Source organism: Gordonia namibiensis NBRC 108229 (genome assembly GCF_000298235.1).
Classification (GTDB): Bacteria; Actinomycetota; Actinomycetes; order Mycobacteriales; family Mycobacteriaceae; genus Gordonia; species Gordonia namibiensis.
In genome coordinates, this window is sequence record NZ_BAHE01000015.1 from 80,609 (window position 1) to 103,692 (window position 23,084).

A 23,084-nucleotide genomic window follows, 5' to 3' on the forward strand; every position below is an offset into this window, starting at 1 on the left:
GCAACGAACCCCGTCGGTCACAACCGGCGGGGTTCGTTGTATTCGAAGGTATGTCTCCGTGTTCGACGCCGGCGTCAGTCGACGGCGGGCTCGCCGACCTTCTTGTCGGCCACATCGGCGTCGGTCGTGATCGTGCCCGGATCGTCGTCGGCGTAGGAATCGCGGAAGGAAACACGCGGGGTCGACGCCGAGTGGTACAGCGCGATGCCGGCGAAGACGAGCGCGGCCAGGAGGAAGATCGCCGAGGCCGCGATCGTGACGATGTGCACGACGGTGGCGTACACGCCGTCGAGCGGCCCGACAGCGATTGCCCCGGCAGCGGCCAGGACCGCACCCAGCAGGGCCCAGGCCGCGGAGCGAATCCACGGCGCCACCACCGATGCGTAGAAGAGACGCTGATAGATGGTGAGCGAGAACTCGTCCACCGCTGCGAGCCGGACCTCGTCATCGCCTGCCAGATCGCGCAGTTCGCGCGCCAGTGCTGTCTGTCGTTGCAGGGTTGCGGACTCCCGTTCGCGGTAGCGCACAAATGCAGCCGCACCGAACGCCGACGCGAGAAGTCCCAACCCGACCATCACACCCCAATAGTCCACGGCACACACGCTACAACGCGGTGCGACACCGCTCGTGAACCAGGTCACAAGGGCGTCTGTCGGTGCGGGTCACGACGGCGCAGGCCGGGTGTCGTTGCGCGACCGGGGTCGTGGGGACGGGCGACCGCTGATACGTTGGGCGACCGTCTGCGCCAACGCCGGCCGAGACCCGTGGCGACCCCTGGTCGTGCGGAGCCGAGACGGGAGGAATGCACTGGTGACGATCCGGATGATCGGGGCGTCGATCGTCTGCGTGATGGTCGGGCTCTTCATCAGCGCATCGGCGGGGCAGGCGGACACCGACGGGGTCGTGGCACTCGCCGACCCACGGCCGGGTGCCGCCGTTCTGGCCGGCGCGGAACCGGATTCGATCCTGGTCAGCCGCGAGTTCTACTCCCGATCCGACGAGGCGATCCTCCTCGGGCCGGGTGCGCTCGACGAACCGGGGACCCGGCAGCGTGTCGCGGCGGCCGCCGGCGAGAACCACGTCCCCGTGCTCACCGTGCGCCCGGACACCGCGCACAGCGTCGACGAGGAGTTGCGGCGCCTCGGAGTGCAGCGGGTGGTGCGCGTCGGCGAAATCGACGGGTTCGACGACCGCCGGTCCACGATCAGCCTCGAGGACCTGCGCGGCAACCCGCGCCCGAGCACGGACGAGCCGATCGTGATGGTCGCCCGCGGTACCCCGATGGACGCGACGCTGACCGCCCGTTCCGCGGGGCGCGTCGTCGAGGTACCCGTCCCGGACCCCAGGGCCGATGGCGACGCGGTCGCGGCCGTGAGTGGCGCGTCACCGACGACCGCGATCCGCGCGGTCGGTTCCGGCTTCGGCGACGACGCGGTGTTCGCGACACGTGTCGATCAGGCGCGTCGGACGCCCGAGCTCCCCGGCGGCGGACAGATCGTGTTCCCGGGCCGCCGGATGGTCGCGCTCTACGGTTCGCCCGACGCGCCGGCGCTGGGTCCGCTCGGCCGGCAGGGCATCGAGGCGTCTATCGACCGCGTCCGACGCTTGGCGGCCGACTATCAGCGGGTCAGCGCCGAGCCGGTGATCCCGGCTTTCGAGATCATCGCGACCGTCGCGTCGTCGGAACCGGGCGAGGGTTCCCGGTACACGAACATGCTCGACCCGGCCGTGTTGCGGCCGTGGGTCGAGGCGGCCGGACGCGCCGGGGTCTACGTGACCCTCGACCTCCAGCCCGGACGCATGGACTTCCTCGAGCAGGCCCGGCGGTATGCGGACCTTCTCGCGCTCCCACACGTCGGGCTGGCGCTCGACCCGGAGTGGCGTCTCAAGCCGGACCAGGTGCACCTCACGCAGATCGGGTCCGTCGAGGCCGACGAGGTGAACCGCACGTCGGAATGGCTCGCGGGGCTCGTGCGTGATCGGGGACTGCCGCAGAAGTTGTTCGTTCTCCACCAGTTCGACGCCGGCATGCTCGCCCAGCGGAAGAACGTCAGAACCGATCGACCCGAACTACAGGTGGTCCTGCACGCCGACGGGCACGGGACACCGCCGGTCAAGATGGAGACCTGGCGCAGATTGCTCGACGATCTGCCCGCGGGAGTGTGGATGGGCTGGAAGAATTTCTACACGGAGGACAAGCCGACGTTCTCGCCGGCGACGACCATGGCGGTCGCGCCGACACCCTGGTTCGTCTCGTACCAGTAGCGCCGGGAGGCCCACCTCCGGGCTCCGACGGGTGCCCGGGCCACGCTCCACAGGGAGGAGTCCCGGTGCCCACCACGCCCGCCGATCTGGCCGCCTGTCCGACACGCGGCGAACGTGCCGACCCGTTGGCGTTACTCGCCGCGCAGGCGCGCAACCGCGTGCCCGAACTCATCCCCGTCCGGCATGCGCGGATGGCGGAAACACCGTTCACCTTCTATCGCGGCGCCGCCGCGGTCATGGCCGATGATCTGTCCCGGACCCCCGACACCGGCATCATCACCCAGCTGTGCGGGGACGCCCACCTCAGCAACCTCGGCCTGTTCTTCAGCCCGGAGCGTCGAATGGTGTTCGACCTCAACGACTTCGACGAGACCCACATCGGGCCCTTCGAATGGGACGTGAAACGACTGGCCGCGAGTTTCGCGATCGCGGGTCGCAACAACGGGTTCGACGACAAGACCAACCGCAAGATCGCCAAGACGGTGGCGAAGGCCTACCGCCGGACCATCAGACGCAGTGTCTCGATGACGACGCTCGAGTGCTGGTACGCCGGAATCGATGTCGAGTCCATGCTCGCGGATCTGGGCGATCGCCTGGACACCTCGATGACCGCACGGACGCAGAAGGCGTTGCGCAAGGCCCGGCACCGGAACAGCGCGCAGGCTCTGGCCAAACTCTGCGAGATCGACCCGGAGGGCAACGCGCGCATCCGCAGTGACCCTCCGCTGCTGGTCCCGCTGACCGAACGCTTCACCGACGAGGACGCCGCCGTGGTCGAGGAGCGGGTCCGGGAGCGGGTCGACAGTTACCGGGCGACACTGCCGTTGCACGTGCAGACCCTGCTCGCGCAGTTCTCCCTCGTCGACATCGCGTTCAAGGTCGTCGGTGTGGGCAGTGTCGGGACCCGCGCGTGGATCGTGCTGATGATGGGCAGAAGCCTGGAGGACCCGCTCTTCCTCCAGGTCAAGGAAGCGCAGCGGTCGGTCCTGGCCGACCATGTGCCGTCGTCGGGTTTCGACAACCAGGGACAACGCGTCGTCGAGGGGCAGCGGCTGTTGCAGGCGGCCAGCGACCTCTTCCTCGGCTGGTCGACGGGACTCGACGAGAACGGGGATCGCCGTGACTTCTACGTGCGTCAGCTCCGCGACGGCAAGGGGTCGGTCGTCGTCGAGGCGCTCGAACCCGAGGGGATGAAACTCTATGCGCGCCTGTGTGGGATGGCTCTCGGCCAGGCCCACGCCCGCACGTCGACACGGTTCGACATCGCGCGATATCTGTCCGAGACAACGGGTTTCGCCGACGCGATGGCGGACTTCTCGATCAACTACGCCGATCTCAACGACGGCGACCATGTCCAGATGACGGCGGCGATCAACCGTGGTGAGCTGAGTGTGTACGACCTCGCCGCAGAGGATGAGAAGGCGAAGGGAAAGGGTTGACCCGGCCCCGGCTGTGGTACACAGGCCGCAGGGCGAACCGACAGTCGAAGCCGACAGGGAGACGTGTGCATGGACGATGCGACATTGCGGGATCGGGTGCGGGAGTTGATGCCTCGCGCGAAATCGGATCTGGCGGAGATGGTTCGGTTCCGGTCGGTCCACGACCCGCAGCAGTTCCCGCCGGAGGAATGCGACGGCATGGTCGACTGGCTGCTCACGACATTCCGGGAGCTGGGCGTCGACGATGTCGCCGCGCACGTGACCAGTGACGGTTCCAAGGCCGTCACCGGGCAGATCCCCGGTCCGGAAGGCGCGCCGACGGTCCTGTTGTATTTCCACCACGACGTGCAGCCGCCGCTGGGCGATGACGAATGGGATTCCCCGGTCTGGGAGCTGACCGAGCGCGACGGCCGCTGGTACGGCCGCGGAGCCGCGGACTGTAAGGGCAACATCGCCGTTCATCTCACCGCGCTGCGTGCGCTCGCCGGCGACCTCGGCGTCACCGTGAAGATCATCGGCGAGGGCTCGGAGGAGCAGGGGACCGGTGGACTCGAGCACTTCGCGGTCGAGAACCCCGACCTCCTGCGCGCCGACGCCATCCTGATCGCCGACTCCGGTAACTTCGCCGTCGGCAAACCGAGCCTCACCACGACGCTGCGTGGCATCGCCAACATCGACGTCTCGGTCGAGACCCTGGAATCGGCAATGCATTCCGGAATGTTCGGCGGAGCTGCGCCCGACGCGCTCGCCGCCCTCATCGCGATGTTGGCCACGCTGCGTGACGAACACGGCAACACCACCATCACCGGTCTCGACGCCGACGCCGAGTGGCCCGGCGTGTCCTATCCGCCCGAACAGTTCCGTTCGGATGCAACGGTTCTCGACGGCGTCGAACTCGTGGGGTCCGGGTCGGTGTCAGACATGGTGTGGGCGCGGCCCGCGGCGACGGTGCTCGGCATCGACTGCCCGCCGGTGGTCGGGTCCTCCGCAGCCGTCCAGCCGCGGGCCCGGGCGCGCATCAATCTGCGGGTGCCACCGGGAATGGACCCGACCTACGCTCAGGACGCGCTCATCGAACATCTCACCGCGGTCACCCCGTGGAATGCGCGGGTGTCCTTCGAACGCGAGGCGGTGGGTTCGCCGTTCGTCGGCTCCACCGCCGGGCCGGCCTACGAGGCGCTCACCGACGCGCTGGCGACCGCCTACGGCAGCGAGGTGCTGATCCAGGGGCAGGGCGGGTCGATCCCGCTCTGCAACGTCCTGCAGAGCACCTTCCCGGACGCCGAGATCATGCTGTTCGGTGTCGAGGAACCGCAGTGTCTGATCCATGCGCCGAACGAGAGCGTCGACCCGACGGAGATCGAGCGGATCGCGCTCGCCGAGGCTCTCTTCCTGCGTGATTACGCGTCCCGCGCGGCGGAGGCGCCGAAGTCGGCCGCCACCACTGGAGAGGTCTAGCGAGAGTCGGGTTCGCCCGCGAACCGTCGTACGAGGAGGTCCTTCAGCTCGGGCCGACTCGCCGCGACGAGGATGAACGAGGCCTCCCGAAACAGTCGCTCCGCGTCGCTGCCGTGCAGCAGTGCCTCGCCGCCGCGTGCTGCGACGAGGGCGGCGACCGCCTCGAGAGCGAGTCGTGCGGCGTCGGCGCGAGCGGCCAACAACGCCGTGGCGTCGTCCATCGCCGAGTCGAGGGCCATCCGGGCCTCGTCGGCGCGCTCACGGAGACGTCGTGCGGCGGGCGCCCGTCCCGCGACGTCGAGGAGTGCCGTGCAGCGCCGGACGAGTCCGAACGGCAGCGTGCCGTTGAGGCGGACGCCCACGTTCTGGTTCGCGAAGAACTCGTCGATCGAGACGCGACTGACGACCCGGGCGTCGGGAACCGGGAGGCCGTCGACCTGCAGTGACACGGTCGACGTCGCCGCCGCGGCGGTCAGCTCGACCGGGGATGCCCGAACGGCAGTGGGCAGCTCGGCGGTGGGGAGGATCGCGGCGATGACGTCGTCGGTCTCTGTATCGCGGGCGGAGATCTGCAGGAGGTCGACGGTTCCCCAGCCGCTGACGAATGGCGCATGCCCGGTGAAGACCCAGCCGTCGTCGGTGCGGGTGGCGGTCATCCGGGGCGGGGTCGGGACGACTCCGGCGTAGGCGACCCCCGCACGTAGCCGGCCGGTGACGGTCGGCTCGAGCAGCTCGTCGCGTAACGATCTGTTCGGCGTTCGGGACAGGGAGATGACGACACCGTGGTGCTGGAGCCAGGTGAACGCGGTCGACAGGCAACCGCTGACCAGAACCTCCAAGATCTCGGTGACCTCGCCGAACTCGAGCCCAGGTCCGCCGGCCTCGACCGGTGCGGCGATCCCGTAGAGGCCGGCGTCGGCGAGTGCCCGCCAATGAGATGGGGGTACGACGCCCGTCCGGTCGACCCCGGCGGCAGTGGGGAACAGGACGTCGTCGGCGACCCGAAGGGCCTCTGTGCGCAGGGTGCTCCGGCGCGCGGCCGGGTCCTGGTTGCTCACGGGGTCCACCCTACGTCGCAGCAGACGTGGACGTATGACCCACTCCCTGAGCGAAGTGGATAGGGAAAGTCCGCGTCCCGCAGCACAATCCCGTGACGAAGACCCATCGATTTGGGACCAAAGGCCCAAGACCGGGGGCCGACCCGTCGGTAACCTCTGATGTGGGTCGGAGGAGACTCTCGTGAAAGGAATCAGGTGGGCGCAGGTCCCAATGGTGGTGACGGGCAAGTGATGAGCATTGCGCCGGAACGTGTTTCGCACAGCGAACAGGTTTCTCGTGGCGGAGTGTCCGACTTGCGTACCAGTGAGCGGTATCTACGCGCCGCGGTCACCGACCTCATCGAGCGTAATTTCCGCGACCCCGATTTCAGTGTCGAGGTCGTGGCACGGCACCTTCACGTGAGTCGCCGGCACCTCTACCGTGTTCTCGCCGGTAGTCCGACGTCGCTGGCCGAGATGATCGCCGACCGCCGTCTCGAGTGGGCCCGACGCCTGTTGACGGGGCCGGGAAACCTGAAACTCGAAGCGGTGGCCCATGCTTCGGGCTTCGCCTCCACGGCGACGATGCGCAACCGCTTCCGCGCCAAGTACGGGCTCACCCCCGACGAATTCCGGCGGGCCGCAATGGCGGCCGACGCAGAGGCCAGTTGAACCATTTCGGCGCAAGCACTTTGAGTGCTTGCGCCGAAATTCTTGTTCGTTCAGTGCCGCATGGCGGCCGCAGGTCGGACCGTCACAGGGTGCACAGCGGCGAGTAATCGCTGCGTCCACCGGTCGTCGGTGAGACGAGGAACGTGCACGGGTTGAAACCGACCTTCTCGATCTCCTTGGTCAGGCGACGCAACTCGGCGTCGGAGACCACCTTGTCGCGGGAGAGCAGAAATCCCGATGCGCGACTCGGATCGCCGACGATCGAGTACTTGTAGGGGCCGTCCGGGTTCTCGCCGTCCTCGATGTGGGCGATGATGTAGTTCGGTGCCCCGTTGGGGTTGATGCTCGCCGGTGTCTGCGGGAACCGCACACTGAGCTGGGCGTTCGACTTCGCGTCGACGACGGTGGCGCGGCCGAGCACGCCGCCCTTCATGCCGGTGGGTCCGGTGCACTGGTTGTCGACGCCGATGGTCTTCTCGTCGATCCGGGTGTAGAAGGCGCTGGTGTCCTTGGCGCAGGTCACTCCCCAGAACGACGGCACGGTGGCGAGCTGCCACCATTTGCCGAGGTAGCGGTCGACGTCGACCTTCTCCACCGGGGCGAGCGGCGCGGCCTGCGCCGAACCGGTTCCGATGACGAAACCGAGTCCGACGACGATGCCGGCCACGAGGGCTGCGAGGGTGCGTGTGACGCGCATGGTTTTCCTTTCGTGGCCCGATCATCTCCGTCGAGCCCCAATGGGCTGTCGAGAAGGGTTCGGACCACGGCGGGTCACGGATGGGTCGTGGGCACCCTGCAGGCCTCGTCGGCCGGCATCGACGCTGGTGGAGCGGGGAGATTACAGGTTGTAGGCGTTGTTCGGGTTCCAGGTGGAGACCGCCCAGATGACGATGAGGTCGAGGACGATGATCAGGATGGCCCACGCCGGGTAGTAGGGCAGCCACAGGAACTGGGCGATGATCGACAGCGAGGCGATCACGATGGCCGCGATGCGTGCCCAGTCGGCGCCGACCGCGAGACCACCGGCGATGAGGATGCCGGCGATGCCGAGGATCAGGTGGATCCAACCCCACGCGGTGAGGTCGAACTCGAAGACATAGTTGCGGCCGACGACGAACAGTTCGTCGTTGGCAATCGCCGAGATGCCCTGGAAGACCGAGACCAGGCCGGCGACGAACAGCAGCGCGGCGGCGACGATCGAGATCCCGAAGGCGAAGCCCTGCTTGGCGGACGAGTTCGCCTGCTGATCGGGGGAGGCGCTCATGATGGCGTCCTTTCGTGTTGGTGAACACCGACGCCCAGAGATCCTGAACGACGGCGCGGGGGCGTTGTTGCGGGTGGACCTTAACCAAGAATGGGACGTCCGACCCGCATCCCACAGCGTTTCGCTCACTTCGGGCACATCTTTGACCAGGCGATTTAGTACTCGGCGGAGGTCCGGTATAAGCTATCGCAGGCTACACACGGGGTGTGGCGCAGCTTGGTAGCGCGCTTCGTTCGGGACGAAGAGGTCGTGGGTTCGAATCCCGCCACCCCGACAGAGATCGACCACGGTCGGTCAACAAGATGTGTTGGTTGAGACACAGCAGTGAGACCCCGGTCCGCAGAGATGCGGCCGGGGTTTCCTCGTTTCCGGGTCTTTCAGGCGTCCTGTTCGGAGGACGTGCGCCCCGCGATATGGGCGAGGATCGCCGGGTCGTCGGTGACGAATCGGTCGACCTCTTCACCGCCGTCGCAGCGCAACAGGCTCACCGTCACGCTCTCCGCGCCGCGGTGGACGACCCGCCAGCCGGCCCCGGAGTCCTCCCAGCGCCGCAGGTCGTCGAGGGTCACGCGGTGGCCCTTCAGCAACCCAGCTGCCGGGCGAGGTCCAGCAGATCCGGTGCGTGGAAGTCGTTGTCGGGTGACCCGGAATCGTCCTTGGGCTCGCCGCCCCACTCGTCCGGGCGCTCGATGAATGCGGTGCGCAGGCCGAAGGAGCGTGCGGCATCGAGGTCGGCCTGGTGTGTCGCGACCATCATCACCTCGTCCGGCTCCACCTCGAGGAGTTCGGCCAGGCCGCAGTAGGTCTCGCGTGCAGGCTTGTAGTGCCGCCAGAGGTCGGAGCCGCCGATGACATCCCAGGCGAAGTCGTTGTGCCGGGCCATGTCGGTCAGCAGCGCCACGGTGCCGTTGCTGAGCGCGCACACGATGAAGTCCCGCTTGAGTCGTCGAATCCCTTCCGCGGCATCGGGCCAACCGGGGATGGCACGCCACGCTCGTACGAGCGCGCGGCTCTGATCGGCGTCCAGAGCCACATCGAAGACCGCCGCGACCTCGTGGAGGGTCTCGGTCTGCAGATCGTCCAGACGGCGCCAGGGGAGCTCTCCGGCCTCGACGCGCGCGAGGATCGGTGAGTAGCGACTGCGCCACTCGCGGGCGAAGGCGGCGGCGTCGACGTCGGGCACGGTGCGTGCGACGGCACCGGCGATGCCGGTGAACCAGTCGGTGACCGTCCCGAAGGTGTCGAACGCCAGGACCTTCACCCCGAGGGAGTTCACGAGCCGGTGTGCTCCCGACGTGTTCGGTTGCCCGTCACAGGGTCTCGCGGGCCAGCTGCGGCAGCGACTGGTCGGCGTCGTAGTCGGCGTCGCCGTGTGAGACCGGGGTGAGGGTCAGCAGGCTGGCCTCCGGCCGGCAGCAGAAGCGTGCGGGCGCGTATGGGGAGGTGCCCAGTCCGGCACTGACGTGCAGCTTCATCGACGAACCCCAGTTCGACGGCCCCTTCACCCGAGAGCGGTCGATGTGGCAGTTGGTGACGAGGGCACCGAAGAACGGCAGGCACAGCTGCCCGCCGTGGGTGTGGCCGGCCATCACCAGGTCGTAGCCGTCGGCGGCGAAGCGGTCGAGGACCCGCGGTTCGGGCGAATGCGTGAGCCCCAGGCGCAGGTGTGCGAGGGGATTGGGGCGCCCGGCGATGGTCTCGTAGCGATCCCGCTCGATGTGCGGGTCGTCGACGCCGGATGCGACCACGCGGACGCCGCTGACCTCGAGCTCACGCACGGTGTGCGTGGCGTCCAGCCAGCCGCGTTCGGTGAACGCCGCCCGGAGGTCCTGCCAGGGGAGCGGTTCACCGTGCGTCCGCTGATGGTCCTTCTTGAAGTACTTCAGCGGGTTCTTCGGCTTGGGTCCGAAGTAGTCGTTGGAGCCGAAGACGAACAGGCCCGGCCGTGACAGGAGTCCGCCGAGGGACTGGATCACGGCAGGCACCGCCTGCGGGTGCGCGAGGTTGTCGCCGGTGTTGACCACCAGGTCGGGTTCGAGGGCCTCGAGCTCGGAGATCCACGCCTGCTTGAGCCGCTGGTTGGGCATCATGTGCAGGTCGCTGATGTGCAGGACCCGCAGGGGAGAGGCGCCGGGTTCAAGGACCGACAGCGTCGTGTGGCGCAGGGCGAAGGCGTTGCGCTCGATGACGGTCGAGTAGACGAGACCGGCGGCGGCCAGCCCCGCGGCACCGACGAGTGCGCGCGAACCGACCCCGGAACCGGACGAACCGAGGCGTGAGCGGAAGTCGAGTTCGGAGTGCTGCATCTGTTCAGAATACGCACCTCCGAGCGCATGCCCACCCCCCTTCGGTGGGCCGCACGGACGACCCACCGTCTGCAAGCAGAGGTGCTCCGGCCGGTGACTCAGCCGGGTAGCTGGATGACGACGGGACCAACGCCCGGAACCACGACGGTGGTCTCGGTGGGACCGTTGCCGCTGTCGCCGCCTGCGCGTCGACCGTTGCTCACGTAGATCGTCACCGTGCTGCCCGGCATCGCCGAGTCCGACGGCGCGGTGAAGACGACGGTGCCCTTCGGGCGACCGCTGTCGACCTCGAGTTCGTTGACCTTGAAACCGTCCCGCTGGAGCCGTGAGGTGGCCTCACTGGCTGTCAGGCCGCTGACCTGCGGAATCCGGCCGCGATCACTGCCGCGCCAGTACTCGCGGTCGACCGGGGGCAGCCGGACCGGACCGAACTTCGTGGCCACCGGCTTCATCGCCTGGAACCATGTGCGCGCGGGCTCCATACCGCCGTACAGGTCGCCGTCGTAGCAGGACCGCAGCGGGCTGCTGCAGACGCCCTGCGGGTTCGGGCCGTCGCTGTAGACGTAGGCGGCGCCGGCGATCTGGTTGGTGAAACCGATGAACGCGGAGCTGCGGTGGGCCTCGGTGGTACCGGTCTTGCCCGACATCGGGAGGGTCCAGCCGGCCGAACCGGCCGCGCCGGCCGCGGTGCCGCCGCCCTTGTCGTCCTTGCTCAGCGCGTTGGCGAGTGTGTCGGCGAGGCCCTTGTCGACGACCTGTTCGCAACCCGGCGAGTTGAACGGGACCGAGGTGAGGGCGCGTTGCCCGTCGGGGCCGATCACCGGGTTGCCGTACTGGTCCCGCTTGACGCGGCTGATGGCCTTGATCGGATTGGGCGGGCACCAGACCCCGCCGGAGGCGAGGGTCGCGGCCACGTTGGCGAGTTCGAGTCCGTTGAGCGGGAGCGGTCCGAGCGTGAACGAGCCGAAGTTCCCGTCCTTGACGTACTGCGCCATGCTCTTCTCGCCGTAACCCGAGGAGCCGGGCACCGTGTAGGAGCGGAGTCCGAGGCGGACGGCCATGTCGACCGCCGGCTTCACGCCGACCTGCTGCAGCAGCTTGACGAAGGCGGTGTTCGGCGACTGGGCGAGTGCATCGGACACCGACAGTGATGCCGGGTACCGGCCGTCGTTCTTGACGCAGTAGGAGTTCTCCGGGCATCCGTTGGCCCCGGCGCTGTTACCCATGCCCTCCACGGCGACGAAGCCGGGGACCGGGATGCTCGAGCCGGCACCGAGGCCCTTCTCCATGGCCGCTGCGACGGTGAAGATCTTGAACACCGAGCCCGCGCCGTCACCGACGGTGGAGAACGGCTGCGGCTGCATCGTCTCGCCGGCGGCGAGGTTCAGACCGTAACGCCGGCTCGACGCCATCGACAGCACGTCGTGGGACTTGTCGCCGGGACGGATGGTGCTCATGACGTCGGCGACGCCGTCGGCGGTGGGGGAGGCCTGGGCCTTCACCGCGCGATCCGTTGCGCGCTGGACGTCGGGGTCGAGGGTTGTCTGGATGATGTAGCCGCCGCGCAGCACCGAGTTGCGCGACATGCCGTTCTCGGCGAGGAACTGCAGCGCGTAGTCGCAGAAGAAGCCCTCGTTGTCGGCGGCGATGCAGCCCTGGGTCGGCGTCCGCGGGCGCGGCAGCACGCCGAGCGGCTTCTCCTTGGCCGCGACCAGCTCGGCCCGTCGCTCGGGGAAGTTGTCGATCATCGTGTCCAGCACGAGGTTCCGGCGGGTCAGTGTGCCCTCGGCGTTGCTGTAGGGATTCAGCGCCGAACTGGACTGGACCATGCCGGCGAGCATCGCAGCCTGCTCGACCTGGAGGTCCTTGGCCGGGATGCCGAAGTAGGTCTGCGCGGCCGCCTCGATGCCGTAGGCGTTGTTGCCGAAGGGGACGACGTTCAGATAGCGGGTGACGATCTGCTTCTTCGCCTCCTGCTTGGCGGCGGCATCGTCGAGGCCCTTGTCACGCTTGGCCTGGTCGATGAGGGTCTGTTCGAGCGTGAGCGCCATGCGCACCTCGCGCAGCTTGCGCGCGGGGGTCGTCTCGACCGCGGCCTGGCGATCGGCCTCGGTCCGGGCCAGGACGAGCAGTTGATAGTTCTTGATGTACTGCTGGTCGAGCGTCGAGGCGCCCTGCTGGACCTCGCCGGATGACGAGTTCTTCAGCGCGGCGCGGATGGTGCCCTTCCAGTCGACGCCGTCGTGCTCGAGGAAGCGCCGGTCCTCGACGGAGATGATCGCGCGGATCATGTCGGGCGAGATGTCGTTGTATCCGACCTGGTAGCGGTACTGGTCGAACAGCACCGCGATCGGCTTCCCGTTGACGTCGGTCATGGTGGTGACCTCCGGCAACGTGCCGTTCAGTAGTTCGGAGGAGACGTTCTCGACTGCCGCTGCCGCCCGGTTGGAGACGACGCCGACCCCACTGGCCACCGGATAGAGAAGGCCCGCGACGAGAATGCCGGCCAGCAGGCTCGCCCAGGCCAGTGACCACAGCTTCTTCGACATCACCCCGACAGGATACGTGCGATCGGCCGGAACATCGCCCAGCCTCGCCCCCGGGGATCCGCGGGGACCGTGGCGCCCGGACCACGATCCCGCAACCCTCCGATCGGATGAGTTTGCACGGTGGTCCCACTTTGTTGCGCTCCAGGGGTTGCGCACCCATGCACAGATCCCTAGATTGAGTGCAGAATGTGACTCACTTAACAGTGAGTTGTAAATGTGGTCTGAGCAGCGAGTTGAGTCCCGAGCTCGGGGCTTATGCGGAACACGACAGTAGGGGTGGCGGATGGCGACAGCGGCAGTTTCTACCGGAGAAGATCGCTTGGCCTGGGTGGCCAAGGCGCGGTGCCGGGGCGGAGACCCGGACGATCTGTTCGTGAGAGGAGCAGCTCAGCGCAAGGCCGCGACCATCTGCCGGCACTGCCCGGTACAGCTCGAATGCGGTGCAGATGCCCTCGACAACCGCGTCGAATTCGGTGTGTGGGGTGGCCTGACCGAGCGTCAGCGTCGCGCACTCCTGCGCCAGCACCCCGAGGTCACCTCGTGGTCGGCGTTCTTCGAAGCCCAGCGTCGCCGCCAGCGCGCCGACGCGGTCTGATCACCGCAGACCCTTCAGTCAGAGCAATTCGGCTCGACCGGCAGATGCCGGCCGAGCCGAATTGTCATCCGTGGGTGTTCCGCGGGCTCAACCGCGTCCGGTGATCTGTTCGGCGACGGCGCGAAGGGCGGTCACGTCCGCGACCTCGAACGGCAGCGCCGGGACCCCGACGATCGGAACCCGGGGATGGGCGGCCGTGAACCGTTGCAGCAGATGCAGTTCGCGCTTTCCGGTGGCGGCGCGATCGGCGTGGATCTGCAGCACCCCGCGAGTCAGGTCGTCGGTGACCGACTCCAGCGCCACCAGCGCTGCCTCCTCGTGGATCGAGGTGAGGTTCGGGTGGGTCCGGTTGAGGATCAGGCCTGCGAGCGGCATCGTCTCCTCCGACAACCGGTCGACGAAGAACGCGGCCTCACGCAGGGCGTCGGCCTCGGCCGCCGCGACCACCGCGAACTGGGTGCCGGGCTGCTTCAGCAGTTCGTAGGTCTTCAGGGCACGGTCCTGGAAGCCGCCGAACATCGAGTCGAGCGACTGCACGAACATCGCGACGTCGCGCAGCATGTCGCCGCCGATGATGGTGGAGACGCCGCGCATCGCCAGGCTCATCGCGCCGGTGACCATACGGCCCACGCCGCGTCCGCCGCCGACCAGAACCTTCATCAGCCGGCCCGAGAGGAACGAGCCGAGGCGCTGCGGGGCGTCGAGGAAGTCGAGTGCGTTCCGCGACGGCGGGGTGTCGACGACGATGAGATCCCAGTGGTCCTGCTCGAGCAACTTGCCGAGCTTCTCCATCGCCATGTACTCCTGCGTGCCGGAGAACGAGGACGCGACCGTCTGATAGAAGGCGTTCTGCATGATCGCCTCGGCGCGTTCCGGAGTGGAGTACTCGAGCACCATCTCGTCGAAGGTGCGGCGCATGTCCAGCATCATCGCGTCGAGCGTGCCCTTGCCCTCGATCGGCACGGGCTGCGGCTCGTTGGTGAGCTCGGACATGCCGAGGGACTGGGCGAGCCGTTTGGCCGGGTCGATGGTGAGGACTGCGACCGTGCGCCCCTGCTCCGCGGCGTACATCGCCATGGCGGCCGCCGTCGTGGTCTTGCCGACGCCGCCTGCGCCACAACAGATGACGACGCGTGTCCCGGGGTCGGTGAGTACCGCTCCCATCTTGAGATCGAGTGGCATCACGCACCCGCTTTCTGGAGGAGGTTGGCCAGCTCGTAGATGGAACCGAGGTCGATGCCGTCGCCGAGGGACGGCAGTTCGAGCGTCGGCAGCTCCACCTCGTCGAGCTGTGCCTTCGCGATCTGCTGCGCCTGCAGGCGGGTCGCGTGTTCGATCGTCTCGGTGAGCAGGCCGGACAGGTCGCCGTCGGCGAGCTTCATCCCGGCGGCCGTCAGGTTCTCCTCGATGCGCGCGGCATCGATCCGGCCCTCGGCGATCTCGTCGATCGCGTCGGCGGGCAGGTGCGGGGCGCTGACCCGGTTGATGATGAGGCTGCCGAGATTGAGGTTCTTGCCGCGCAGCTCGTCGATTGCCTCGATGGTCTCCTGGATCGGCATCGCCTCGAGCAGCGTCACCAGATGGACGACGGTCTCCTCCGAGTGCAGCAGGCGGACGACGCCCTCGCTCTGATTGCGGATCGGGCCGGTCTTGGCGAGGTCGGCCATCGCCTGGGTGACGTCGAGGAAGTTGCCGATCCGGCCGGTCGGCGGCGCGTCGACGACCACCGCGTCGTACACGCGGTCGCCCTTCTTGTCGGTGTGGATGATGCGCTCTTTGATCTTGCCGGTGAGCAGCACGTCGCGAAGACCCGGTGCCACCGTGGTCACGAAGTCGATGGCGCCGATGCGCTTCATCGCCCGGCCGGCGAAGCCGAGGTTGTAGAACATGTCGAGGTATTCGAGCAGTGCGTGCTCGATGTCGATGGCGAGCGCCGACACCTCACCGCCGCCCTCGGCGGTTGCGATCCTGGTGTCGGTCGGCGGCAGCGGCGGGATGTCGAAGAGCTGCGCGATGCCCTGCCGGCCCTCGGTCTCGACGAGGAGGACCTTCTTGCCGTCGGCGGCCAGCGCGAGTGCCAGCGCCGCCGCGATCGTCGTCTTACCTGTCCCGCCCTTGCCCGATACGAAGTGCAACCGGGCGCGCGATGCCGCGTCCGGCCACTCGTTGTCGACAGTGACTGAAGACTTGTCTGTCACGCCGGAATCGAGACCTTCCCCCGCCCCGGAACGTGAGCCCTGTTCATTGGCCACCGCAACACCTTATCCATTCATCGTCGGCAGTTAGGGTGAGTCCATGAGTGAAGTGACCGCGTGGGAATACGTGACGGTGCCGCTGCTGACGCACGCAACCAAACAGATCCTCGATCAGTGGGGTGCGGACGGCTGGGAACTGGTGTCGGTGCTCCCCGGCCCGACCGGTGAGCAGCACGTCGCCTACCTGAAGCGACCGAAGGGCTGAGCATGGCTGCGACCTGGACAGATCGACTAGCCGAACTCGGCATCGCGCTGCCCGACGTGGTGCCGCCGGTGGCCAGCTACACGCCGGCCGTGCGGACGGGCAACCTCGTCTACACCTCGGGGCAGCTCCCGATCGTCGACGGCGAACTCTCCGTACACGGCAAGGTGCACGACGGTGCCGAGGGCGTCGTCCGTCCGGATGAGGCCACCGCCGCGGCTCGGGTCTGTGCGCTGAACGCGCTCGCCGCGGTGCACGCGCTGGTCGGAATCGACTCGGTGGTGCGCATCGTCAAGGTGGTCGGCTTCGTGGCGTCCGCCCCGGGCTTCACCGGGCAGCCGAAGGTCATCAACGGCGCATCGGACGTGCTCGGTGAGATCTTCGGCGACGCGGGCGTTCATGCCCGGTCGGCCGTCGGTGTCGCGGAATTGCCGCTCGGTGCGCCCGTTGAGGTGGAACTGATCGTCGAAGTGGCCTGACGCCTCCTTGGACGTCGCGCTACTGATCGTCGCGGCCGCCGCTGCCGGCTGGGTCGACGCCGTTGTCGGCGGCGGCGGACTGGTGTTGATCCCCGCGATGCTGATCGCGCAGCCCGGCCTGCCGACGGCGACGGCTCTCGGCACCAACAAACTCGCCGCCGTGTTCGGCACCGCGTCGGCCGCCTGGCGCTATGTGCGGCACGTGCGCATCGACCTGCGCCGGCTCGTCCCGGTGTTCGTCGCCGCGCTCGTGTTCTCGGCTCTCGGTGCGCTGGTGGCGATCTCGCTGCCGACGGAGATCTTCACGCCCATCGTGCTGGTGATGCTCGTCGCGGTCGGGCTGTTCGTCGCGCTGAACCCCGGGTTCGGCGGCGACGCCTCCGCGGGCCCGCGGTCGCGGCTGTCCACGATCGCCGGTCTGGTGATCGCCGGTGTCGTCATCGCGTTCTACGACGGGGTGATGGGTCCCGGTACCGGGACCTTCCTCATCATCAGCCTCACCGCGCTCGTCGGGACGTCGTTCCTGGAGAGTTCGGCGATGGCCAAGGTCATCAACACCGGCACCAACCTCGGGGCGCTGACGGTTTTCGGACTGCAGGGAAATGTCTTGTGGCTCTTGGGTCTCGGGCTGGCGGCGGCCAACATCGTCGGTGCCCAGATCGGCTCGCACATGGCCATCGGACGCGGCAGCTCCTTCGTCCGGTGGGTCCTGCTCGCCGTCGTCGTGGTGATGGTCGGGAAGCTCGGGTACGACCTGATCACGGACTGATCCGGGACCGGGACGACCGAACCCCGAACCGGGAGCGACCCGCGGACTTATCCTCGTCATCAGGTCGGTCGCATGCGTCACCCGATGCTTCGACGGCCGCCCGGCGAGGCGGTGCGAAATGACCGATGCCACGACTCCCGGAACGGCCACGCCGCTGTCGGGAAAGCAACGGGTCCTCGCCCTCCTGCTCGCGATGGCCATGTTCGTGCTCGTCGTCGACACGTCGGTCATGAACGTATCGATCTCGGCCGTCGTCCGCGACCTGGAGACGACCGTCAGCGGCGTGCAGTCCGCGATTGCGCTCGAGGCCCTGGTGTCGGCGGCGTTCATCCTGATCGGCGGCAAGGTGGGGGATCTCATCGGACGACGCCGCGCCTACGTCCTCGGCCTGCTCGGCTACGCCGTCGGAGCGATGGCGATGGTGTTCGCGCAGGGACTCATGGCCGTCATCGTCTTCTGGGCGATCATCGGCGGCATCGGGGCGTCCCTGCTGTTGCCGGCGATGCAGTCGCTCGTCCACGGGAACTTCACCGGCGACGACCAGAAGCGGGTCTACGCCCTCGTCGGTGCGGCCGCAGCGATCGCGGCGGCGGTCGGTCCGCTGCTCGGCGGATTCATCACGACGTACCTCTCCTGGCGGCTCGCTTTCCTCGGCGAGGTCGTCATCATCGCGATCGTGTTGTGCGGCATCGGGCTCGTGCGCGATGTCGAGTTCACCGGGTCGCGCGGCGTCGACCTCGTCGGTGCCCTGCTCTCGGTGATCGGCATGGGTGGCATCGTCCTCGGAATCCTGGTGTGGCAGGAGGGTGGTGAAGCCGTCGGAGCACTGCTGGTGGTCGGGGCCGCCGCACTCGCGGGGTTGACCTGGTGGCTGATCCGCCGGCGACGAGCCGGCCGGTCCACTCTGCTCGACCCGGACCTGTTCCGGTCCAAGCCGTTCCGGATCGGGGTGAGTCAGCAACTGCTCCAGCAGATCGCGCTCGGCGGCATCATGATCGCGTTGCCGATCTACCTGCAGATGGTGCTCGAGTACGACGCGATGCAGGCCGGGCTGTCGTTGGCGCCCTTGTCGCTCAGCATGTTCGCGGTGGCACTGCTCGCCGGTAGGAAGGCGGGCGAGCGACCCGCATCGGCCGTCGTCCTCGTCGGTTTCGCGCTCCTCACCGCGGGCATCGCGGTGCTGATCCCGATCGTGCCGCGCGCCGAATTCGGCTGGGGACTGATCATCCCGCTCCTCGTGGCCGGTTCGGGACTCGGACTGCTCGTCTCCCAACTCAACGACTACACGCTGGGACCGATGAGCGAGGAACGGGTGAGCGAGGCGGCCGGGACGAACTCCGCCGCCGGGTCGTTCGGACTCTCCTTCGGCCTGGCCTGTGCCGGCGCGGTCCTGCTGGCGTCGCTGGCGTTCGGGTTCACCCGCGAGTCGGAATCGAGCGCGGTGCTGGAACCTGCCGAGCAGCAACGTGTCGCACAGGTGCTCGAGACGACGCTCAGGTCATGAGCAATTCCCACCTGTCCGAACTGCTCGCCGGACAACCCGAGGATGTCCGTGCCGAGATCCTCCGGATCAACACCGACGTCCGGCCCTTGGCGTTGCAGGTTGCCCTGGTGATCCCGCTGGCCGCGGGTGCGCTCGGAACCCTGAACGCGTTGCGCATGCGGCGCGCGGGTTGAAATGACTTGGTGGTCTCGCGCGGGAACGTCGATGCTGTGGGGGTGAACGCCTCGAGTGAATCCGTCGCCGATCCGATGCGTGCGGCGATCCAGCGCCGCACCGTCGTCCTGTTGTGCCTGGTCCAGGTTCTGGGTGGCGTGTCCATGGGCGGGGCGCTGGCCCTCGGCGCGATCCTCGGCGAGGAACTGTCCGGGACAGAGTCGCTGGCGGGGCTGCCGACGACGGTGCTGACCCTCGGTGCGGCGGCGGCCGGTCTGCCGCTGGCGTCTCTGGCGTCGGCGCGGGGCCGGCGACCCGCACTCGCCACCGGTCTGCTCGTCGCCGCCGCGGGCGCGCTCATCGTGGCCCTCGGTGTGGATCGGGGTTGGTTCCCGGTGATGCTCGCCGGGATGACGGCCCTCGGGTCGGGTACCGCGGTGAGCCTCCAGGCACGTTTCGCGGCAACGGATCTGGCGTCACCGGAGACTCGGGGACGGGATCTCTCGCTGGTGGTGTGGATGACGATGGTAGGCGCCGTGGTCGGGCCCGCGCTGGTGCCGCTGGGGGCGGCGGTCGCGGGATGGGTCGGGATGGCCGACCTGTCAGGGCCGTTCCTGCTGGGGGCCGTCGGATGCCTGTGTGCCGCCGCCGTACTCGTCATCGGACTGCGCCCCGACCCGCTGATCGAAGCCAACCGTGGGGCCCCGGAGTCGACGTCGAGGCCGTCGCCGGCAGAGGGGCTTTCGGCGATCGTGCAGTCTCCGCAGGCCCGAGCGGCGTTGGCTGCGGTCGTCTCGGCGCATGCGGTGATGGTCGGGGTGATGACACTGACTCCCGTACACATGCACCACGGCGGCGCGTCTGTAACGCTCGTCGGGTTGTCGATCAGTGCCCACATCGCCGGGATGTACGCGCTTTCGCCGATCATGGGCATCCTCGCCGACCGCGTGGGACGGGTACCGGTCATCCTCGGCGGGCAGGCGGTGCTGGTCGTCAGTTGCGTCGCCGGGTTCGTCTTCGTCGACTCGCAGGCCGGCCTGGTCGCCGCGCTGGTGCTGCTCGGCATCGGGTGGTCGGCGTCCACGGTCGCGGCGTCGACCCTGCTGACCGATGCTGTTGACACCACGAGACGTGCTGCTGCACAGGGAGTCTCGGACACATCGATGAGCCTTGCGGGGGCCGGGGCAGGCGCGCTCGCCGGAGTCGTGGTGGGGGCGTTCGGATACGCCGCCCTCGTCCTGGGCGCCGGGACGATCGCCGTCCTCACCGCCGCGTATGTCGTCGTCGACGGTGCACGTGGGCGACGACCGGCGGCGATGGCCTAGAGTTCGACCGCAGGCGGTGCCGCGGCGTGAACGAGGCGGCCGACGAGTGATACGTGACAGGGACCCCGGTCGGGGGCCGAGGAACAGGAACAGATACCGATGACCTTCTCCGGACAGCCCATCCGCGATCAGGCCGTACCGCCGAGCTGGCACAGCCGATTCGCCTTCTTCGACGCCTACGGACCGCCCGCCGACCCGCCCGCCCGGGAGGCGATGAGGCAGTTGTCCTTCGGGCAGCGCGCACGGCTCACGTTCAACCCGCTAGCGTTCTTCTTCGGGCCCATCTACTTCGCCGTCAAGGGCATGTGGCGCAAGGGTCTGACGCTGTTCGCGCTGACACTGGTGCTCAACTTCGTGCTGTTGACCCTGAACGTCCCGAGCAGCTTCGACCTGGCCATCGCGTGTGGTGTCGGTGCGCTGTACGCGACCACCGCGAACTACGCGTGGTACCTGCACGTCCGGAACGACAACCGGTCGTGGAACCCCTTCGAGGGCATGGGCCGCAGCAAGAGCTGACCGCGGATCGACTCGGCGCGATCGGATACGCAGCGCAGTGTGACCCGGATCGCCGTCAATGGATAGGCTCGGGGTCATGAGCGCCTCCGATGCCGTTCCCGCGCACCCCGCCTACGGGGTGCTGCGGGAGGTCACGCCCTTCGCCTCGGTCCTGTTGTGCGACAACTCCGGGATGATGGAACTCGACGGCACCAACACCTATGTGTTGCGTGCGCCGGGTAGTGACGAGTGCGTCGTCGTCGATCCCGGTCCGCCGAAGTACAAGCACCACGCACGACGCCTCGCCGAACTCCCCGGGGTCGCACTGACCCTCATCACCCACCGGCATTTCGACCACACCGGTGGGGTCAAGCGCCTCCACAAGCGCACCGGCGCGCCCGTGCGCGCACGTCTCGGCGAGTTCTGTCGGAATGCGGAACCGCTGCGCGACCGCGAGGTCATCGAGGTCGCGGGACTGCGGATCACGGTGCTGCACACGCCCGGACACACCGGGGACTCGGTGAGCTTTCTCGTCGAGCACGAGGATCAGCGCGCGGTACTGACCGGGGACACGATCTTGGGAAGTGGCACGACCGTACTGGACCCCAGCGACGGCGGGTTGCGTGACTACCTGAACTCCCTCAACCGGCTGATCGTCGAGGGCGAGGGTGCCGCACTGCTTCCCGCGCACGGCCCCGATCACCCCGACCTCGTCCCGGTCGCCCGGTTCTACAAAGCCCACCGCGAGGAGCGGATCGACCAGATCGTGGCCGCCCTCGACGACATGGGCGTGTCTCCGCACGAGGCCAAGCCGATGAAGGTCGTGCGCCGGGTCTACTCCGACGTCGACAAGAAGTTGTGGCCGGCCGCGCGGATGTCGGTGAAGGCGCAGCTGGAGTATCTGCGCGAGGCCTGACCCTTCGAGGCTCGCTTCGCTCGCACCTCAGGGAGCGAGGGGCAGACCCGGTCCGCTCGCACCTCAGGGAGCGAGGGGCAGACCCGGTCCGCTCGCACCTCAGGGAGCGAGGGGCAGACCCGGTCCGCTCGCACCTCAGGGAGCGAAGGACAAAACCAAGAGCCGCTCGTTCCCGGAGGAACGAGCGGCTCTGTGGTTGTTCGAATCAGCGTGCGCGACGCGCCAGACGCTCCGAGTCGGCGATCAGGACGCTCTTGCCTTCGAGACGGAGCCAGCCGCGCTGGGCGAAGTCGGCGAGTGCCTTGTTCACGGTCTCACGCGAGGCGCCGACCAGCTGGGCGATCTCTTCCTGGGTCAGGTCATGGGTGACGCGCAGGGCGCCGCCCTCCTGGGTGCCGAAACGCTGAGCGAGCTGCAGGAGCTGCTTCGCGACGCGACCGGGCACGTCGGTGAAGATCAGGTCGGCGAGGTTGTTGTTGGTGCGGCGCAGACGACGTGCGAGCACGCGGAGCAGCTGCTCGGCGATCTCGGGACGGTCCTTGATCCAGGCGCGCAGGGCGTCGCGGTCCATCGACACCGCGCGGACCTCGGTCACCGTCGTCGCCGACGAGGTGCGGGGGCCCGGGTCGAAGATGGAGAGCTCGCCGAACATGTCCGACGGTCCCATGATCGTCAGCAGGTTCTCGCGGCCGTCCGGGGAGCGTCGGCCGACCTTCACCTTGCCGGACATGATGATGTAGAGCCGGTCACCGGGCTCGCCTTCATGGAAGATCACGTGTCCACGAGGGAAGTCAACGGGCTGAAGCTGCTTGGTCAGCGCCGCGACGGCAGAAGGCTCGACGCCTTGAAATATGCCTGCCCGCGCCAGTACTTCTTCCACCTAGGGAACCTTTCTCGAAATCTTTGCTACAGCCACGTGTGAGATCGCGCCCTTGGATACGCTACCCCGCGAACCAGCATATGTGTTGAATGGGTCACTGACGCCGCATTGCGGGTGTGTCCGACGGACAAGATGCGGCGATTCGTCGATCATCGACCGCCGGCAGGCTGGCGACACCGAGAAAGAGGCGTCGGGACGGCGTGTGCGAGCTGCTCGCGGATCAGCTGGCCCGCTGCGGCGAGGCGGCGTGATCGGCGGTCGCCGATTCGTGATCGAAGCGATGGAACCGCAACTCGTGCAGTTCGGCGGGCGCGGAATCGCGCGGCGGCTTGCCGGCGTTCTGGGACCCCGTGCGGTCGATGAATTCGTCGACCTCGTCGTTGGAGACGGACACGCGGTCGACCCGGGCCTGCAACTTGTCCATGCCCATGGCGAAGAGCATGAGTACAGCCGGGAACAGCAGTGCTGCGAGACCATGCATGGGGACAAGTAAACACAAAAGACCCCGCAGAATCCTCATC

The 23,084-nt window shown here is 68.0% G+C and carries 23 protein-coding genes, 1 tRNA gene and 1 pseudogene; 13 read left to right on the top strand and 12 right to left on the bottom strand.

Features of this window, described 5'->3' with window-relative positions:
* Nucleotides 1-74 precede the first annotated feature (74 nt).
* A complete protein-coding gene (locus GONAM_RS09695) occupies nt 75-602 on the bottom strand; it encodes a hypothetical protein (RefSeq protein WP_006866576.1) in 528 nt (175 codons plus the stop codon).
* A 208-nt stretch (nt 603-810) separates the two neighbouring features.
* On the opposite strand from GONAM_RS09695, the gene GONAM_RS09700 reads away from it, so the two are divergent.
* The 3 genes from GONAM_RS09700 to GONAM_RS09710 all read left to right on the top strand — a co-directional run bounded on the left by GONAM_RS09700 (nt 811) and on the right by GONAM_RS09710 (nt 5,162).
* Entirely contained in the window at nt 811-2,265 is a 1,455-nt protein-coding gene (locus GONAM_RS09700) for a hypothetical protein (protein WP_006866577.1), read from the top strand.
* A gap of 65 nt (nt 2,266-2,330) precedes the next feature.
* Entirely contained in the window at nt 2,331-3,704 is a 1,374-nt protein-coding gene (locus tag GONAM_RS09705; RefSeq protein ID WP_006866578.1) for a DUF2252 domain-containing protein, read from the top strand.
* 69 nt (nt 3,705-3,773) lie between these two features.
* Complete coding sequence (locus GONAM_RS09710) at nt 3,774-5,162, top strand: dipeptidase (RefSeq protein WP_006866579.1); 1,389 nt, start codon at nt 3,774-3,776, stop codon at nt 5,160-5,162.
* Here the strand turns inward: GONAM_RS09710 and GONAM_RS09715 are convergent.
* Nucleotides 5,159-6,220, bottom strand: a complete 1,062-nt coding sequence (locus tag GONAM_RS09715; RefSeq protein ID WP_006866580.1) for an acyl-CoA dehydrogenase family protein — start codon at nt 6,218-6,220, stop codon at nt 5,159-5,161. The genes GONAM_RS09710 and GONAM_RS09715 overlap by 4 nt on opposite strands.
* A 195-nt stretch (nt 6,221-6,415) precedes the next feature.
* On the opposite strand from GONAM_RS09715, the gene GONAM_RS09720 reads away from it, so the two are divergent.
* Nucleotides 6,416-6,871, top strand: coding sequence for a helix-turn-helix domain-containing protein (locus tag GONAM_RS09720; protein WP_006866581.1), 456 nt, complete (start codon nt 6,416-6,418; stop codon nt 6,869-6,871).
* A gap of 82 nt (nt 6,872-6,953) precedes the next feature.
* Here GONAM_RS09720 and GONAM_RS09725 read toward each other — a convergent pair whose 3' ends face one another.
* Nucleotides 6,954-7,568, bottom strand: coding sequence for a lipocalin family protein (locus GONAM_RS09725; RefSeq protein WP_006866582.1), 615 nt, complete (start codon nt 7,566-7,568; stop codon nt 6,954-6,956).
* Nucleotides 7,569-7,709: 141 nt separating this feature from the next.
* Entirely contained in the window at nt 7,710-8,135 is a 426-nt protein-coding gene (locus tag GONAM_RS09730; protein ID WP_006866583.1) for a DUF7144 family membrane protein, read from the bottom strand.
* Between the two features lie 200 nt (nt 8,136-8,335).
* Between GONAM_RS09730 and GONAM_RS09735 the strand changes: the two genes are divergently transcribed.
* Nucleotides 8,336-8,409: transfer RNA gene (locus tag GONAM_RS09735), tRNA-Pro, on the top strand.
* A 103-nt stretch (nt 8,410-8,512) separates the two neighbouring features.
* On the opposite strand, the gene GONAM_RS09740 is transcribed toward GONAM_RS09735, so the two are convergent.
* The 4 genes from GONAM_RS09740 to GONAM_RS09755 form a co-directional block, all read right to left on the bottom strand.
* Entirely contained in the window at nt 8,513-8,704 is a 192-nt protein-coding gene (locus GONAM_RS09740; protein ID WP_174310891.1) for a hypothetical protein, read from the bottom strand.
* Between the two features lie 11 nt (nt 8,705-8,715).
* Nucleotides 8,716-9,411: a haloacid dehalogenase type II gene (locus GONAM_RS09745; protein WP_006866585.1), complete on the bottom strand. Its 696-nt coding sequence runs from the start codon at nt 9,409-9,411 to the stop codon at nt 8,716-8,718.
* A 34-nt stretch (nt 9,412-9,445) separates the two neighbouring features.
* Nucleotides 9,446-10,441 carry a metallophosphoesterase gene (locus GONAM_RS09750; RefSeq protein WP_006866586.1) on the bottom strand — a complete coding sequence of 332 codons (996 nt, stop codon included), beginning with the start codon at nt 10,439-10,441 and terminating at the stop codon, nt 9,446-9,448.
* Between the two features lie 98 nt (nt 10,442-10,539).
* Nucleotides 10,540-12,990 carry a penicillin-binding protein gene (locus GONAM_RS09755; protein WP_040535922.1) on the bottom strand — a complete coding sequence of 817 codons (2,451 nt, stop codon included), beginning with the start codon at nt 12,988-12,990 and terminating at the stop codon, nt 10,540-10,542.
* Between the two features lie 283 nt (nt 12,991-13,273).
* Here GONAM_RS09755 and GONAM_RS09760 point away from each other — a divergent pair, with 283 nt between their 5' ends.
* Nucleotides 13,274-13,585 carry a WhiB family transcriptional regulator gene (locus GONAM_RS09760; protein ID WP_035754718.1) on the top strand — a complete coding sequence of 104 codons (312 nt, stop codon included), beginning with the start codon at nt 13,274-13,276 and terminating at the stop codon, nt 13,583-13,585.
* 87 nt (nt 13,586-13,672) lie between these two features.
* Here the strand turns inward: GONAM_RS09760 and bagB are convergent, their stop codons facing one another.
* Together bagB and bagA are read right to left on the bottom strand one after the other, a co-directional pair.
* Entirely contained in the window at nt 13,673-14,767 is a 1,095-nt protein-coding gene (gene bagB / locus GONAM_RS09765) for an ArsA family ATPase (protein ID WP_006866589.1), read from the bottom strand.
* Nucleotides 14,767-15,837 carry an ATPase BagA gene (gene bagA, locus GONAM_RS09770; RefSeq protein ID WP_006866590.1) on the bottom strand — a complete coding sequence of 357 codons (1,071 nt, stop codon included), beginning with the start codon at nt 15,835-15,837 and terminating at the stop codon, nt 14,767-14,769. Before bagA ends, bagB begins: the two co-directional genes overlap by 1 nt.
* Nucleotides 15,838-15,880: 43 nt before the next feature.
* Here bagA and sp36 point away from each other — a divergent pair, with 43 nt between their 5' ends.
* From sp36 to GONAM_RS09800, 7 genes and pseudogenes are all read left to right on the top strand, one after another.
* On the top strand, nt 15,881-16,045 hold the full coding sequence (sp36, locus tag GONAM_RS22565; RefSeq protein ID WP_004022081.1) for a Sp36 family protein: 165 nt from the start codon (nt 15,881-15,883) through the stop codon (nt 16,043-16,045).
* A 2-nt stretch (nt 16,046-16,047) separates the two neighbouring features.
* Nucleotides 16,048-16,521 carry a RidA family protein gene (locus tag GONAM_RS09775; RefSeq protein WP_006866591.1) on the top strand — a complete coding sequence of 158 codons (474 nt, stop codon included), beginning with the start codon at nt 16,048-16,050 and terminating at the stop codon, nt 16,519-16,521.
* A 7-nt stretch (nt 16,522-16,528) separates the two neighbouring features.
* A complete protein-coding gene (locus GONAM_RS09780) occupies nt 16,529-17,290 on the top strand; it encodes a TSUP family transporter (RefSeq protein WP_006866592.1) in 762 nt (253 codons plus the stop codon).
* A 118-nt stretch (nt 17,291-17,408) separates the two neighbouring features.
* A pseudogene (locus GONAM_RS09785) lies at nt 17,409-18,967 on the top strand (MFS transporter).
* Nucleotides 18,968-18,976: 9 nt separating this feature from the next.
* Nucleotides 18,977-20,272, top strand: a complete 1,296-nt coding sequence (locus GONAM_RS09790; protein WP_006866595.1) for an MFS transporter — start codon at nt 18,977-18,979, stop codon at nt 20,270-20,272.
* A gap of 99 nt (nt 20,273-20,371) precedes the next feature.
* On the top strand, nt 20,372-20,788 hold the full coding sequence (locus GONAM_RS09795; RefSeq protein ID WP_006866596.1) for a DUF2628 domain-containing protein: 417 nt from the start codon (nt 20,372-20,374) through the stop codon (nt 20,786-20,788).
* A gap of 76 nt (nt 20,789-20,864) precedes the next feature.
* Nucleotides 20,865-21,683: an MBL fold metallo-hydrolase gene (locus GONAM_RS09800; RefSeq protein WP_006866597.1), complete on the top strand. Its 819-nt coding sequence runs from the start codon at nt 20,865-20,867 to the stop codon at nt 21,681-21,683.
* A gap of 205 nt (nt 21,684-21,888) precedes the next feature.
* On the opposite strand, the gene GONAM_RS09805 is transcribed toward GONAM_RS09800, so the two are convergent.
* Complete coding sequence (locus GONAM_RS09805) at nt 21,889-22,563, bottom strand: Crp/Fnr family transcriptional regulator (RefSeq protein ID WP_005194565.1); 675 nt, start codon at nt 22,561-22,563, stop codon at nt 21,889-21,891.
* A 220-nt stretch (nt 22,564-22,783) separates the two neighbouring features.
* Entirely contained in the window at nt 22,784-23,044 is a 261-nt protein-coding gene (locus GONAM_RS09810; protein WP_040535932.1) for a hypothetical protein, read from the bottom strand.
* Nucleotides 23,045-23,084 lie beyond the last annotated feature (40 nt).